Consider the following 14,978-nt stretch of genomic DNA (forward strand, 5'->3'; position numbering starts at 1 on the left):
CAGCCGCCTCGGCTCAAACCTACGCTCAAGTCCAGACACAAGCCGATCCCCACGCCCCCCCGGCAATGGCCATCAGCATCCAAACTCGTCATGCCAACCGAAAGAGCGGCCCCAGACACCGCTTACGCTTCATTGGCAGCTACGACATCGTCCGGCGCTGGGCCTCACGACGGAGGCAGGATGCGCCTGCGAGATCGCCGTCCGCCCGGGTCCCCTCGACGCGCCGCATCACCCGTTGGCTCATCGCCGACCCGACCTCGCTGTCTCGGGAGGATCTCGCCTTCACCGAAGCGCTCTGCAGCGCCGCACCGAAGCTGAAGCAGGCCGCCGAGGATATACGCGCCTTCGCCGAGCTCCTGCGCCAGAACGATCCCACCGGACTGACGCCCTGGCTGGAAGCTGCAGCCGCGACCGATCTCGGCGGCTTCGTCACCGGGCTCCGGCAGGACGAGCCAGCCGTGCGCGCCGCCATCGTCGAGCCCTGGAGCAACGGCCCCGTCGAGGGGCAGGTCAACCGCCTCAAGCTGATCAAGCGGAGCATGTACGGTCGCGCCGGTTTCGATCTCCTGCGCAAACGCGTCCTGCATCCTGCATGAGCCGGGATCGGCAAAGCTTGATCGGATGCCAAACCTTCAGCACCGAAAGTGCGGAAGAACCAATGTTCAACGCTGTTTGACAGCCGGTCCGCGCAGCGACGGCGCGGCCGGTCCAGTGCGTGACCTCGTCCGGCGGTTCGGAGCAGGTCAGCGCCAGCACCTTCGCCACTGTGCGGGTGGAATGCGGCGGGGTGCCGGGTGGGCGGGTCTTGTCCCGCAGCAGGCCCGCGACACCCTCCTCGGCAAAGCGCTGCTGCCAGCGCCAGACTGCGGGCCGGCTGACGCCGGCCTGCCGAGCCACGTCCTGCACGCTCAAGCGTTCGAACGAGAGCAGGACGATGCGCGCCCGCAGGATGTGCTTAAGGGAGCGGGATCGATCTCTGGCGATCGTGGACAACGCTAACTTGGGGGCGTCGTCGAGGAGCACGCAGACGGTCTGAGCCATCGCCCAGACTCGCATGTATCACGCCCTCCGTGAATCCTCTGACTACGTCAGTGCACTAGGAACGGCGCATTTATCACCCCGATAGCCCAGCCATTCAATAATCTGAATGGCCGTGGGGGCATGTCCATGCGAATACAAAGTCAGCTTTGAGGAGCGAGCCGCGTGGGGGGACAACGCTCGTTTCGGCGCGTTACCGCTCCAAAGCACATCGGCGCAAATCCACCCTTCCCAACTGTTCAGGTGCCGCCGCCGACGCGGTGGAAGTTGGCCGAAAAGAGAATGTCCGCTTCGCAGAAGGATGCAGAAATATGGGACAGATTTTGTAGCGAACCGATTAGCCCAAACGCGACCGCTATGCGTGTCACAGGCACGCTACTAATCAGGCTGAACGTGAGCCAGTAAAAATGCAAGATTGGACCCTACGAAAGGACGCACGAAAGAGACGCTGACCTGGCACTTCGACCAGAATATTGATGACATGCGCCACGACGATTGCGAACGCTATAGCGAGCAAAACCGCCGGCAGGTCGGGGATACCGAGCTGCTCGAACTCACGTAGCAAAAAGTAACCGATCGATGCGTGTACAAGGTACAGAGAGTAAGATATTCGTCCTAGATACTTCAAGACTGAAGATTTCATCGCAGCGGGCTTGAAGAAAACTATCCAATAAAAAAATAATGTGCATCCTAGAGCGATCCAAAAATAGGCTCTAAAACCATTGGCCGGTGTGTTTTGATTAGCGCCGAAGGCGGAAATTGCCATAGCCCAAATCAGCACGACATAGGTGAGAGGCTTGTCATACTTATAGTATATTAGAAAGAATGCGATACCAATGATAAAGAATTGGCCGTAATTGAGTAGCAAAACTAGAGAAATTCTATAAGCTACGTTAGTATCTCCCGCACGAATGACTGTCGCCAACAGTAACCAGATAAGCAACGGTACTTCTATCCTCAGATTGATTGCGCGACAGATATACACGGCTAAGGCAATCCACATATAGAAACCGAGTTCGTACGTTAGCGTCCAGTAAACCTCATCGAGATGTCGAAATCCCATCAATGACTGCAGCATCGTCATATTTGCGACGATATTACTCGTAGATAAGTCTGAAAATTTATTCACAGCGGCTGATAGCGTCACGGCAATTAATACCGACAGCCAATAAACTGGAAATATACGAGCGAACCGAGATAGGAAGAAATCAATAATTGTCGGTGAAGATGTGATAGTTGTGAATATCACAAATCCACTTATAATGAAAAATATTTCGACACCGAAATAACCAAGATCAACTTGAGGCACGAAATCGAGATTTCTCACACTTATTAATCTGGGATAAATCGAAGTATAATGATAGATGACGACCGAAAGGGCGGCGATTCCGCGGAGTGAGTCGAGTTCGGAAATACGTATGCGGTTCTCTCCCTCAATGCTTTTCCGCCGATCGAGAGCCTTGAGCATGACAACTTTCTTGAGTCGAGATGTGAATGCGCGACGATCAAAGAAACTGCGAGATGCCGTGGAAATTCGCAACTACTCATTTCGTCGTATCTTAAAACTCATTTCAATCGTGCAGTCTTTGGATCTCACTTTCAAGCGATGAGGCAAGGCGTGGGTAGGCAGATCTTTGCGTGCTGGAAGACGTTGAATACGGGGGACTGTCAGTTACCTGCCCCCCCCCGCGATTTCGTCCTAGTCGGCGGTGGGACCGAGCACCGCCCTTTGAGGTAGGCCAATCGTATTGCGGCCATTCCTGTTTTGCGCGCCAATAATGCCGACAATCGAATCATTGAATCGGACAGCACGGTGGGGGACGCGGAGCAAAAATGGCCATGCGGCTTATCGGGTCCGGATTGGAACATCCCGGATCAATACGGCAAACGTGCGAGACGTATAATCCGCCGTTCGGCATCGCAGATGTCTTAGCAGCGGCCTTCCTATGCGCCTGCTACATGGACAGCAGCCTTCTCGGAATCGCATCAGGCGAACGGTATGTGTGGTTTACTGTTGACGTAGTGGCGCTATTTACCATTTTAGCCCGACCGAACCGGGCCCACGACTGCCTGATTGCAAATCCCTGGCTGACCACCTGGCCGGTGCTGGCCATGATCTCGGCGCTTTGGTCCATCACGCCTATCATCTCGTTCTATCAAGGCCTTCAGCTGTTAATGACCATTCTTTCAGGTTATGTATTCCAGCTATATTTTGGCCAATCTCGTCTATTAAAAATCCTGCTCTGGGCTTTCGTAGCCGCTCAGATTTTGTCGATTGCGTCGGAATTGACCCTCCATCGCAGCGCAATGGACGGAGGAAAGGCGTGGCTCGGCATCTACACCCATAAGAACGTCCTGGGCAGCATTATGGCACTTAGTGCGCTTTGCTCAGCCTGTCTGTTCCTGGACGGATGGATTCGTCCGATTACGGGGGCGTCGTTCCTTGGTTCCCTCACCATCCTCTATCTGTCGCACTCCACCACCGGCCAAGTCGCGACTTTAGTAGGTTTATTCCCACTCGTAGTCACTGCGGTCTGGCGAAGAGGGCCTCTGTTGGCAGGCTTCGTGATCGGCCTGGCAATCGCCGCAGGAAGCGTGTTGCTGGCTTATTTGGCGCTGAACAGCAATGCGCTAAGTGAACAATTTTTGAACGACGTCGGCAAGGATCGAACCTTAAGTGGGCGAACTCTTCTTTGGCACTTTGCATCAGACCAATTTTGGAAAGAACCTTGGTTCGGGATCGGTTACAAGGCTTACTGGGAGAGCACCTCAACACCGGTCGAGTACCTGCGTTTTGTAATCGGTCAGAAACTCTGGTTTTTTCACAATAACTTCTATGACGTGGCGATTGCGTTCGGGGTGGTAGGGCTGGCCTTTTTTGGGTTGGGTCTTGCGGCTTGTGTCAAGCGAGCCTGCGCCACCGCGTTGTCGGGCAGATCATATGCCAACACGTTTCCCCTTTGCTTCTGCCTCTATCTCGTCGTCTCGATCAATTTGGAAAACGCACTCTTTCAAAATCATAGCTTCAGTCAATTCCTGTTGGCAGCTCTCATTCCGGTGACTGCAACGGGGATCAATTCAACGGCCAGGGAGTTGGATGAGAGAGAAGAACAGCTTGAAATGGAAGAACCTGTTTTGTCTGCCTTATCTCCACCTACGTCTAGGTTCGGATCATAAAAGCTGTCTTGAACTGATTGATGGTCCTGATTAACCGATTGTCAGTCAAAGGCCCTCGTCTTTCGTAAGCACGAGAATTATAGCATGGAGTAAGTCGATTTTGACCTACGACAGTAGAAAGCCCCAGATTTTAATGTGCCAATGACGCAAATATTCGATTCTGGTATCCATCTGAACTGGTGCTCCATTCGCTAGTTTTCACGGCGCTGCGCGGAATAAATTGTTAGAACACAATATAATCATCAAATACGTCATCGGCGAACTAAGCGGCCTTCGGATTTTCATCGAAAAAAATATATAAACGATGATGCCGTCAAGCTTGTATTACTATATGGGACGGCCAAAGAGATGCTGGATCGTTGCATTGTGAAATTATCAAAGAATGGGCGTTTTACATAAGAAATGGGTCAATCAGCCGTGTGCGTTTAGAGGTGACTCGGTTTGTCTAAACAGCGCCCAGGGCTCGGATAAGTGGATATCCTGCCGGGTTCAGGCGGCCGCGGAATGCGGCAGCCTGTCGAAGTAGGCCTGGTCGGGGGTGCGCCGGTCAAGACTCGAATGAGGCCTTCGCCCATTGTAGAGGGCGAGGTACCGACCGATCGAGGCACGCGCCGTGCTGACGGTGTCGTAGGTCCGCAGGTAGATCTCTTCGTACTTGACCGACCGCCACAGGCGTTCGACGAAGATATTGTCGCGCCATACGCCCCTCCCGTCCATGCTGGTAGCGATCTCGGCGTTCAGCAATACGCTGGTGAAGGCGTGACTCGTGAACTGCGAGCCCTGGTCGGTGTTGAAGATCTCGGGCTTGCCGTGTCGGGCGAACGCTTCCTCTACCGCCTCGACGCAGAAGTCGGCCTCCATGGTGATCGGCAGCCGCCAGGACAGCACCCGGCGGCTGAACCAATCGATGATGGCGGCCAAATAGACGAACCCACGTGCCATCGGCACGTAGGTGATGTCCATGACCCAAACCTGATTGGGCCGGTCGGTCGTCAGCCCGCGCAGCAGATACGGGCAGATCTTGTGCCCCGGCGCGGGCTTCGAGGTGTTCGGCTTGCGGTAAATCGCCTCGATGCGCAGGCGCTTCATCAGCGTCACGACATGACGGCGCCCGATCGTGATGCCCTCTTTGTTGAGAAGATCACCCAGCATCCGGCTCCCTGCGAAGGGAAGTTCAAGATGCAGTTCGTCCACCCGCCGCATCACGGCCAGATCGGCGGCCGGGACTGCACGCGGCAGGTCGTAGACGCTGCCACGACTGATTCCGAGCGCCTGGGCCTGTTTGGCGATGGGAAGGTCGTGCGCTCGATCGATCATCGTTTTGCGCTCAGCAATCCGGCCTTGCCGAGCGCGCCGGACAAAAAACCGTTGGTCAGCGTCAACTCGCCGATCTTGGCATGCAGCGTCTTGACGTCGATGGCCGGTGTCGTCTCCGGCCGAGACGCGGCTCCGAATACACCGGCAGCCCCGTCGAGAAGCTGACCCTTCCACGTCGTGATCTGGTTGGGATGGACATCAAAGTGCTGGGCCAACTCGGCCAGGGTCTTCTCGCCTCGTAGGGCGGCCAGAGCCACTTTCGCCTTGAAGGCCGGGAAGTGGTTCCGGCGCTGTCGCTTGCTCATCGTCGCTCCTGATCCGCAGCCATCCTGGCCGCCGTCAGGCAGAAATTCCACTCAGCCCCGCTGTGCAGATTACCCGAGCCACCTCTTTTGCAGGATCATTCCGCAAATTACAGCTTGGGGACGCAGTTCTCGGCGACGAGCTATGTACCTTCGTGCGATATGGCGGTTTCGAGCACGTCCAGCCCGACCTTCCTTCCGAAGGGGAGTTGCGTCCAATTTTAAACGTTCGAGGACGCCTATTATCGCATAACCTGCTATCGCCGTACTTCAATTTAGCGACATTAGTTGCCTTACGAAAATATGATACTTTTTTATCTAATTGGACAGCATTTTTTCGGCGTTTCTGCTATCAAGATATACTTTCGGTCACCGAATCATCCAGCGCTCTAAGTAAATTGGATAAGGTGCTGCTTGAGCCGAACACGACAAGATACAGCGTGAACCTGGAGAGCGTCCCCATATGTCTTACACCATCGCCTCGGTGTATGGAACGAAGCCCGGTCCAGCGGCCTACGCCACGCCGACGACCGATCTACGACCCGCCCGCCTGCCGGCTCTTCAAATCCTCCGGTTCGTCGCAGCCTTCTTAGTTGTTCTGTTTCATGTCGGTAGCGGCCTGTCAGTAGAGGCTGGCCGGGCGTCTAACCCGTTCTATGACGGAGCCATCGGTGTCGACATCTTCTTCGTCTTGAGCGGCTTCATCATCGCGTACACGGCCGAACCGGCGCGTGGAATGAGCCATTTCGCAGTTCGCCGTGTTGCCCGGGTCGTGCCGCTCTACTGGTTGCTCACCACCGGCGTGGTCATAGTCGCCATAATGGCGCCAGCGCTTGTCAACGGCACCACTCTGTCTTTGGAGAAAATTGTCCGATCTTATCTGTTCTTACCCTACCAAAAAGAAAATGGCCTTGTGCAGCCGCTCCTGTTTCTAGGCTGGACCCTCTGCTATGAGATATATTTTTATGCACTGTTTTGTCTGTGCTTAAGTGCCGGCAGGTATACCGTCTGGCTTGCCTGTGCGCTTCTCTCGCTAATCGTCCTTTTCGGTTGGGTACAGCCGGAGGGAGGTGCGCTCTGGCATTTTTACACAAGCCCTTTGATCCTTGAGTTCGCTTTCGGCCTCATGCTGTCGCGGATCTATGCGATCGGGCTGCCGTTCCAAGGGAGACGTACCGCGCTTTCGACGCTCCTCGCAATTAGCGCCCTCCTACTTTACTTACCAAATCTCGACCTGCTCTCGGTGATCAAGCACGGTTTCGTCGCGACCCTCATCGTTGCATTCTCCCTTTCGCTGCCGCCCCTAAGTGGGCGCTGGGTTGCCATCTTGGTCGTTCTTGGCGACGCATCATACGCGCTTTATCTAAGCCATCCTTATTTCGTTCAGGCGTCGATCAAGATCGCCGCACCCCGTTTCGGTTCGGACCTCGCGCTGCTGGCGGTCGTCATAGGGGTGGGCTTAGCAATCGTCGTCGCGGTGCTCTTGCATCGTGTGGTCGAACTACCGGCGCAAAGCTTCATTCTAAGGCGGCTCGCCCGGACGGAGCCCGCATAGTGTCATCGCGATGTGTCCGGCACGCCTACAATCGCATCGCGGGGCTTGCGCCGCGATGCGCCGAAATCCTCACCACCACGCAGGACAGGCCATGAGGCAAAGCCCGCTGCTTTCCGGAACGACCCACGCATCTCCAAACCGACGCGCGGTCCTCGCTTTGCTGTCAGGCGGCGCGATGTCGACCCGAATTAAGGCCGCCGATGCCGCTACGGGATCGGCGCCAAGCGATATCCCTTCTTACACGGTTCATGACGCACGCATCGCTTCGAAAGCCCGGAATGCCACCGTGGCAATTCGTCGAGGCAGACCAAGTGCATATTCGTGCTGCATTCGGTTCGAGATTGACGGTGGCGCATCGCCTCAGTCCGGCGCCTTCGTATTCGAGCACGATGTTGATGAAGTCCTTGTCCAAGTGACCCTGCCCAGTTCGAGCACGTCCGCGAGCATCCGAATCCAATCCGGCGCGACCTATGACTTCCGTCCTATTATCGCAAAGGGGGAGGCTCGGATCGGACTAGATGCCTCGGACCCGCCACCATTGCCGCCTTCAGCGACCGTAAGGGCGTGGAATGCGTTGAGGCCGAGACCTGTCGCCAAGGATTGGACGCGCGACTTCCACAGCGACCTCGTGACCGATTTTATCTGCACGGCTACCGGCTTCGATCGAGACGGGCGCCCGTGCTTCACGAACAGCCTTCCCAGCGGCCGGGCGCAGATGACCAATCTTGAAGTGGGCCTCTATTCGGATCCAGGTCTGCACGGCACCGCACCGCTCCAGATGCTCGACGGGCGGCGTCTTCTCGTCCCAGAGCGCCTTCCGCGCTCAATCTTGGTCACGCAGGGGGGCCATACAAAGCGGTGCACCCATTCCACACCGCTCGTCTCAACGGAACATAATGGGCGATTAGGGTACGGCCGATTCGCTTATCGCTTCGCACTCCTAAACATGCAGCAGGGCTGCTGGCCGGCTGGCTGGCAATTGTGTCTTCCGCATTATCGCTGGCCGAACTGCGAGCAAGACACGGTCGAGATTTCGTTCAACCGATCGGATTCGGAGTCCGTTCGTCCTTACCAGACCAACTGGTGGGGCGCGGCCGGAACTGGCGGTTCCAAGGAAGGGCAGTTTGTCGATACTGAGCGTCTTCTGCCGAATTTCCGTTACGATGAATTCCACACGTATTGGTCCGAGTGGACACCGGAATTCATGGCCTTCGGGATCGACGAAACCCTCACCTTTTCGGTTCCCAACCGGTTCTTTCTTGCTAACCCGGCCGATCCGGCAGATCCGAACCGCGTCTTCATGATGCTCCAGATCGCGCTAGGCGGAGCAGGCGGCGATATAGAGAAAGGTCTCTATCCTATGGCTCCAAGCAAATGGACTTTGGGAGCACCAGCCATGCTCGTCGAGCACATGACGCACTACGCAATGCCGGTTTAATTGGGCCGGCCACGGGGCGGGACGCCGACGATCGGTGGTCGACCGCGTCGTCGCTCTTTCGGCGTGGCTCACCGGCCCGCGCGTCGGGGTCAGCGTGGTTCGAGCCTGAGCTGCGTGTCTCCGACCTCTGGCGCCGTGAGCGCGCGCTCGTAGAGGTCATCCCAATATACATTCGCCTCCTGAGCACTGAAGAGACGCTCGGCGTCGGATCGCGCGCGGCGTCGCATGTCATCGAGCCTGTCAGGCCGGTCGATCAGCTGCTCGATCTCTCCGATCGCCACTCTTGCCATTCGTTCGATCTCCGCTTCAACTAGACCCTCGTAAGCCCGGCTGCCACGGTCGGGATAGGCGATATGCATCCATTCGCCGTTCGGCGACGTGTCAAGTTCGAGAAGAAGACCGTTCTGTTGGTGCACGATGAACTCGGGCAACGCACCCTGTCGCGTAGCAACGACCGGTGTGCCATGGATCATTGACTCAATCGCACTGTAGCCGAACGTGTCGCAGAACGTGGCCAGGAGCGAGACATGCGAGCGGCGAAACAGAGCATGGACTTCGGCGTTCGACAAAGTGCGGTGCCAGCGAACGTTTGGAAGCGTCAGTGCGGCGCGGTACCGATCGTAGAAGTGATCGTTAAGAGGGTCGGTCCAGACGCCGCAGCCTACCTGTAGCGAGCTCACAATCTCGACTTGCACGGGCAGCTTCTTTTGAATTGCTAATTCGGCCAACCTGACCGCAACGCATCCCCCCTTTCGCGCAAAATGGTTGCCGACGAATGCAACAACGAACGGAGTGCGCCCAGCCGGTTCGAGCCGAGCTATTTCGCTCGGAATTTCGATATTTGGGTACCGGACAGATAATTTTCCGTAGAGGGTATCGCGTGATGGATTGTTCTGATGTGTTTCCTTAAATATTTCTTTTGCATAATTGGAAATCGCGATGATACCCCGACAGCGCGGGGATGCCAGCATCTGCGAGAGCACGCCGAAGTATTGGCTGTTCTCTAAGCCGAATCCTCGTGGCATGTGAGACTCAAAGCCTATGAGGAAGGGCGTACTGCCGAGAGGAATCCGGTTAAAGGCGTGAACAAGGTCGAATCGCCGCGGCGGCCAAGGATTGAAAGCTGTGACTCCCTCAATGCCTTTATGAACCCAGTTCAGCGGCAAGAAATTCCGGTTCTCGATCCTATGCCGCGACCGCCGAGGTCCGTTAAAGCGCCACGGATAGCGCGTTGGAGCCAGGATCTGAAGTGGCCGCTGCAACATCGCCGAACCGTCCTTAAATCGCTTAGAAAACCATGGACCCTGCATAGGCAGGGCAATTATGCAGGGAAACATGCGCCGATCGTGATCACGAGCAGCCCGATGGCTCACCGATTCAATAAGGAAACAGGAAACGCCTCAAGGGCTTTCGGCTACCTCGAAAGAGGCAGCCGTCGGTGATTGCTTAGCCCTGCGGGGCTTGGGCTGACCGCCCCTGGCCGAGAGGAGCGGGTGCAATCTCATCCAACGGTGACATAGAGCCCCGCGACCGTGGTCAAGACGTGTTCGAAGCGGGCATGAGGGCAGACACATGATCACCTCCGACCTGACCAGGCGCCTGGACCGCATCGAGGCCCGGCGCGGCAGCGATACGATCACCGGCCTACTCAACCTTGCTGGCTTCCCCGCCGAGATCGCGAAAAAGGCTGTCCGGGACTGGCGCACTTGGGTCGCTGACGGTGTTACTCTCCTCTGCGGCGACACGCTGGTCCTGCGCGGGGACCGATCGTCAGCGTCGAGCAGTGGGCCGCGCGCTACGCCCCGCACCAGCGCGGCATTCAGTAGGCCGCCTACGATAGCTTGCCGCCGGCATCCTTGATGCCCTGCCGGATGCCGAGCAGGAACCGCCTGGTATCACCGGGCGCGGCTCGCCCGGCAGATGCCACAGGCGTGGCGACCGAAATCCCTCGGATGAGTTTAAACCCGACCTTGTAGCCCTCGGCTAAATCGGCGTGAGGCATGTTCTTGCTGGCAGGCATGCTTATCTCCTCGGGCTGTCACCAGTCGGAAAGACAATCAGCATGCACTACCGCCGTCCGGCAAATACGGCCTCTGCGAACGAAGGCGAACTTACTGGTTCGATCGATGGCGAAGAACAGGTGGCGCTTGCCCTGTCCCGTGCTGACCAGTGCGATGTCGATGTGGACGTAGCCGATCGGGTAGGCTTTGAACATAGAGCGCTTCGGCTTGTCGCCATCGACATCCAGTAGACGACTGATGCCGTGACGCTTCAGGCAGCGTTGCAAACTGGAGCGGGTTAGGTGCGGGATTCTGGGCCGGAGCGCGGAGAGGCAGTCATCCAGCGGCAGCAGGATATGCCATTGACCAGGCGACAATGACCGCCTCATGCTCCAGACTTAGAACGGTGGAATGAGGCTCCTTCGGTCCCATCCGCGCATCGATTCTGGTCGGACGTGACCGCCACTTCTGCACGGTGGTCGGGCTGATCCCATAGTGCTTCGCGGCGGCTCTCACGCTCTCTTGATGAGCTTAGATTGCCCGACAGACCGTCGCAGTCGTCGTGGCGCTGCCGCGGAGAAACTGTCCCACAGCGCGTCCCTCCATGCGGTATCAATCGTACCACCACACTATGGGACTGAACGTCAATTCGCCTGCGGAACAATGTTGCTAAATTTCGTAGGTGGCGCCTGAAACGGCAAAACACCGATTTAGAGAAATCTACTACTTAAGACTTATAGTCGAGCCGCCACGTTTCACCTTATGGCAGCTCGCAGCGAAATTCGAGTCAGGCATATCTAATTCCCACGGGCCTCTGGCGCGTAATTTTACGCACAAAAGCGCAAGCAACACAGACTTCCATAAGTCACGATAAAAAGGACATTTGGATGATCTTGGATCACAACTCCCAAGGCAATATCCTTTTGATGACGGCGACGATCACGCCGCCAGTAGGTGTTCCAAATTTACAGCGAACAAATCCAATATTGCGAATGGAAGATTATCGGCAGGCACTTATTTTTTATATGTCATTTATAGGCAGGGGTATTTCCGGCATAGTTTTCGTAGACAATTCCGAGTCAGATCTGGCAATACTAGCGGATACGGCGTGTGCGGCCGGCCAAGCCGACAATGTCGAGTTTCTTAGCTTTGACGGACTTAAATATCCCCCAGCCTATGACAGAGGCTATGGCGAACTCATCATTGTTGACCACGCAATGGCAACCGCGCGGATGATTCAAGCCTTGCCATCGGACGGCTTTGTCTGGAAAGTGACAGGGCGTTATATCGTTCGCAATCTGAAGAGAATTATCGATAAAAGCCCTCTTCGAGCCGATATTTACTGCAACTTTCGAAATATTCCGGTCCGCCTCGTAGATATGTACCTAATGCGGTGGAACGTTCTGGGCTACCAGCATGCATTGCGCGGCGCCTACCAGAAGCTCGCCATCAACGTGCCGGGCGTCGCACCCGGCGTTGTGCCCGAGCAGCTCCTGCGCAAACACCTGGACCAGATCGCCCCAGCGCTGAAACTTAAGGTCAGATTCAACTGTACGCCTGAACTTGTCGGCATCCGCGGAGGTGACAATCGGGGCTATTCAACTGACAATCGTTGGAAGTTCGTCGTGCGCAAGACTGCGCAAATCGCCGTTCCGTCTATATGGATCTAATCGTATAATTACCCGCCACTAAAGATATTCGACACGGATAAACGCATGTCAGCGGCGTTCACGTTTCTGCCAGTACTTGGTCAACGACGCAACAACTTCGGTGTCGTGCGGGTCGTGCTCGCAGTGCTCGTCATTATTTCTCACGCGCCGGAAATCATCGATGGGAACAGGTCGCGAGAGCTGTTGACACGAGCGTTCGGCACATTGTCGTTCGGCGAGATGGCCGTGGACGGATTTTTTCTGGTTAGTGGTTACCTGATTGCGCACAGTGCGCGCACCACCCCCAATTACACAGGTTACCTAACCAAGCGTATCTTGCGCATCTATCCTGGGTTCGTGATGGCGTTCCTGACGTGCCTCGTCATAGTGGCTCCATCAGCGGGTGGCACCCTCGGCGCGATTGCACCCGCCGACACTGCGGCGCGCATTCTGTTCCTCGCATCGCCAGTTGTGCCGGGCTCCTTCGCCGGATTGCCATATCCCTTTCTCGACCATGCGATGTGGACGATATCCTACGAGTTCCGGTGCTACGTCCTCATGGCCCTGCTAGGCGCAGCCGGCGCCCTGCGATCTCGAGGCGCCTACCTATCTGTTCTTGCGAGTTTGCTCATCCTCTACGTATTTCGCTCGCAGCTTCCAGAAATCACTCCGCTTGGGCGGCTTGTCGGCATCGTTCCGGATATGATCCGCCTGAGCCTGCTCTTTATCTGCGGCGGGACATTTTACCTATTCGCCGACCGGATCCGCTACACGCACCGTGGAGCCGCTCTCGCCGTCGCACTACTGCTGCCGCTGATGTACAGTTCGCCACTGTCCGAACCCGCTTTCGCCGTGCTCGGCGGCTACTTAATCTTCTGGTTCGCGCTCGCGGTTCCTCAGACTACCCTGAGCCAGCTTACCGAAAGAGTCGACATTTCCTACGGACTTTATCTCTACGCTTGGCCGATCCAGAGCCTACTCGCCCTTTACGTACCGGGTATTTCTCCGTGGCTCATGGCGATCCTGGCAGTGATGGGAGCTGGAGGGCTCGGCGTGCTGAGCTGGCGTTTCATCGAGCGGCCTGCCCTACGTTTCCAGCCGCGGTTCATGGCTGCCTTGAAGCGGGCCGACTCAACAAGACCGACGTTACCGAGCAGTGCAGTGAGCGCGCGGCGGCCGTTCTCTTCTATGCCGAACTTAGCTAAGCCGCCACGTTTCAAGATCCAAGCGGCTCAACCGCCAGATGATTTCGGCACCGGCCCCAAATGCTGAGTCCGAGTTTCCCACAGCCTAGCTCCGACACGTATACCTACTTGGCGCTGGCGATTGGCTACGAGGGCCATCTGTGTGGTCTGTCGCTCAACGTTGACTAACCGGTCGTCCGGCCGACATGCTATGTCAGGCTAAAGCGCGGCGCCGGTAGGGTTCAACAGCCGTTGCAGATCGGCTTACATGTTCGGTCCCGGCATGTGGTGTGACGGATCGAGCCTGAAGCGTTGAGGTTCTTTCGCCCAAGTTAGACAGATAAATTCGTCGGGTGTGAGGCCCCTTAGGATCTTCGGGCGGCGGCCGTAATTGCAGACCTCCACGAACAGCTGAATATGGCGGCGCAGCTTGTCGTGATCGTCATAATGGTAGCGCTTGACCGTCGCGTCCTTGATGGTGCGATTCATCCGTTTAACCTGGCCATTCGTCCATGGGCAGCGCGGCTTGGTTACGCGATGCTCGATCTTGGTCTGCTCGTAGGCCCATGCGAAGGAATGCCAGCGATAGAGACGTAGCTCGTCCCGCTCGGTTTAATTAGTAGCCGCCTTGGCCTTGGCCTCTGCGTTCACCGGTTTGTTGTTGGTGAACTGAATGCCATTGTCGGTGAGGACCGTGTGGATCGTGTAGGGTACGGCTGCGACGAGCTCATATAGAAAGGCCGCTGCGATCTGCTAAGTTGCCTTTTCGTGCAATTGAACGAAGGCGAACTTACTGATTCGATCGGTGGCGAAGAACAGGTGGCGCTTGCCCTGTCCCGTGCTGACCAGTGCGATGTCGATGTGGACGTAGCCGATCGGGTAGGCTTTGAACATAGAGCGCTTCGGCTTGTCGCCATCGACATCCAGTAGACGACTGATGCCGTGACGCTTCAGGCAGCGTTGCAAACTGGAGCGGGTTAGGTGCGGGATTCTGGGCCGGAGCGCGGAGAGGCAGTCATCCAGCGGCAGCAGGATATGCCATTGACCAGGCGACAATGACCGCCTCATGCTCCAGACTTAGAACGGTGGAATGAGGCTCCTTCGGTCCCATCCGCGCATCGATTCTGGTCGGACGTGACCGCCACTTCTGCACGGTGGTCGGGCTGATCCCATAGTGCTTCGCGGCGGCTCTCACGCTCTCTTGATGAGCTTAGATTGCCCGACAGACCGTCGCAGTCGTCGTGGCGCTGCCGCGGAGAAACTGTCCCACAGCGCGTCCCTCCATGCGGTATCAATCGTACCACCACACTATGGGACT

The 14,978-nt window shown here is 56.6% G+C and carries 10 protein-coding genes and 3 pseudogenes; 6 read left to right on the top strand and 7 right to left on the bottom strand.

Annotation, left to right across the window (positions count from 1 at the left end; all coding sequences use genetic code 11):
- The coding region (locus FV228_RS08085) for a transposase (RefSeq protein ID WP_246693865.1) at positions 1-596 on the top strand (596 nt) is incomplete at its 5' end.
- A 94-nt stretch (positions 597-690) separates the two neighbouring features.
- Here FV228_RS08085 and FV228_RS08090 read toward each other — a convergent pair.
- A pseudogene (locus FV228_RS08090) lies at positions 691-1,041 on the bottom strand (helix-turn-helix domain-containing protein); the annotation flags it as partial.
- 379 nt (positions 1,042-1,420) lie between these two features.
- A complete protein-coding gene (locus FV228_RS08095) occupies positions 1,421-2,506 on the bottom strand; it encodes an acyltransferase (RefSeq protein WP_147854136.1) in 1,086 nt (361 codons plus the stop codon).
- A gap of 365 nt (positions 2,507-2,871) precedes the next feature.
- Here FV228_RS08095 and FV228_RS08100 point away from each other — a divergent pair, with 365 nt between their 5' ends.
- Positions 2,872-4,215 carry an O-antigen ligase family protein gene (locus FV228_RS08100; protein ID WP_147854137.1) on the top strand — a complete coding sequence of 448 codons (1,344 nt, stop codon included), beginning with the start codon at positions 2,872-2,874 and terminating at the stop codon, positions 4,213-4,215.
- A 489-nt stretch (positions 4,216-4,704) separates the two neighbouring features.
- On the opposite strand, the gene FV228_RS08105 is transcribed toward FV228_RS08100, so the two are convergent.
- A protein-coding gene (locus FV228_RS08105; RefSeq protein ID WP_147854138.1) for an IS3 family transposase occupies positions 4,705-5,837 on the bottom strand; the annotation gives its coding sequence in 2 pieces (ribosomal slippage) (positions 4,705-5,582 and positions 5,582-5,837; 1,134 coding nt in all).
- Between the two features lie 460 nt (positions 5,838-6,297).
- Between FV228_RS08105 and FV228_RS08110 the strand changes: the two genes are divergently transcribed.
- Together FV228_RS08110 and FV228_RS32990 are read left to right on the top strand one after the other, a co-directional pair.
- On the top strand, positions 6,298-7,389 hold the full coding sequence (locus FV228_RS08110; protein ID WP_147854139.1) for an acyltransferase: 1,092 nt from the start codon (positions 6,298-6,300) through the stop codon (positions 7,387-7,389).
- Positions 7,390-8,017: 628 nt separating this feature from the next.
- A complete protein-coding gene (locus FV228_RS32990; protein WP_187277675.1) occupies positions 8,018-8,827 on the top strand; it encodes a family 16 glycosylhydrolase in 810 nt (269 codons plus the stop codon).
- A gap of 89 nt (positions 8,828-8,916) precedes the next feature.
- Here FV228_RS32990 and FV228_RS08120 read toward each other — a convergent pair whose 3' ends face one another.
- The 3 genes and pseudogenes from FV228_RS08120 to FV228_RS08130 all read right to left on the bottom strand — a co-directional run.
- Complete coding sequence (locus FV228_RS08120; protein ID WP_187277676.1) at positions 8,917-9,993, bottom strand: glycosyltransferase family 4 protein; 1,077 nt, start codon at positions 9,991-9,993, stop codon at positions 8,917-8,919.
- A 665-nt stretch (positions 9,994-10,658) separates the two neighbouring features.
- Positions 10,659-10,847 (bottom strand): hypothetical protein, encoded by a 189-nt coding sequence (locus FV228_RS08125; protein ID WP_147854142.1) that lies wholly within the window; start codon positions 10,845-10,847, stop codon positions 10,659-10,661.
- Between the two features lie 78 nt (positions 10,848-10,925).
- Positions 10,926-11,418: pseudogene (locus FV228_RS08130) on the bottom strand (helix-turn-helix domain-containing protein); the annotation flags it as partial.
- A gap of 296 nt (positions 11,419-11,714) precedes the next feature.
- On the opposite strand from FV228_RS08130, the gene FV228_RS08135 reads away from it, so the two are divergent.
- The gene (locus FV228_RS08135) at positions 11,715-12,497 is read left to right on the top strand and encodes a hypothetical protein (protein WP_147854143.1); all 783 of its coding nucleotides are present in this window, start codon (positions 11,715-11,717) and stop codon (positions 12,495-12,497) included.
- 45 nt (positions 12,498-12,542) lie between these two features.
- Positions 12,543-13,748 carry an acyltransferase gene (locus FV228_RS08140; protein ID WP_147854144.1) on the top strand — a complete coding sequence of 402 codons (1,206 nt, stop codon included), beginning with the start codon at positions 12,543-12,545 and terminating at the stop codon, positions 13,746-13,748.
- A 176-nt stretch (positions 13,749-13,924) separates the two neighbouring features.
- On the opposite strand, the pseudogene FV228_RS08145 reads toward FV228_RS08140, so the two are convergent.
- Positions 13,925-14,945: pseudogene (locus FV228_RS08145) on the bottom strand (IS481 family transposase).
- Between the last annotated feature and the right edge of the window lie 33 nt (positions 14,946-14,978).

It is taken from the genome of Methylobacterium sp. WL18 (genome assembly GCF_008040015.1).
Taxonomy (GTDB): domain Bacteria; phylum Pseudomonadota; class Alphaproteobacteria; order Rhizobiales; family Beijerinckiaceae; genus Methylobacterium; species Methylobacterium mesophilicum.

What these genes read in the sequence shown, in the direction of transcription:
- FV228_RS08095 (WP_147854136.1), bottom strand. Translation starts at nt 2,506, where the DNA reads ATGCTCAAGGCTCTCGATCGGCGGAAAAGCATTGAGGGAGAGAACCGC.
- FV228_RS08100 (WP_147854137.1), top strand. Translation starts at nt 2,872, where the DNA reads ATGGCCATGCGGCTTATCGGGTCCGGATTGGAACATCCCGGATCAATA.
- FV228_RS08110 (WP_147854139.1), top strand. Translation starts at nt 6,298, where the DNA reads ATGTCTTACACCATCGCCTCGGTGTATGGAACGAAGCCCGGTCCAGCG.
- FV228_RS08125 (WP_147854142.1), bottom strand. Translation starts at nt 10,847, where the DNA reads ATGCCTGCCAGCAAGAACATGCCTCACGCCGATTTAGCCGAGGGCTAC.
- FV228_RS08135 (WP_147854143.1), top strand. Translation starts at nt 11,715, where the DNA reads ATGATCTTGGATCACAACTCCCAAGGCAATATCCTTTTGATGACGGCG.
- FV228_RS08140 (WP_147854144.1), top strand. Translation starts at nt 12,543, where the DNA reads ATGTCAGCGGCGTTCACGTTTCTGCCAGTACTTGGTCAACGACGCAAC.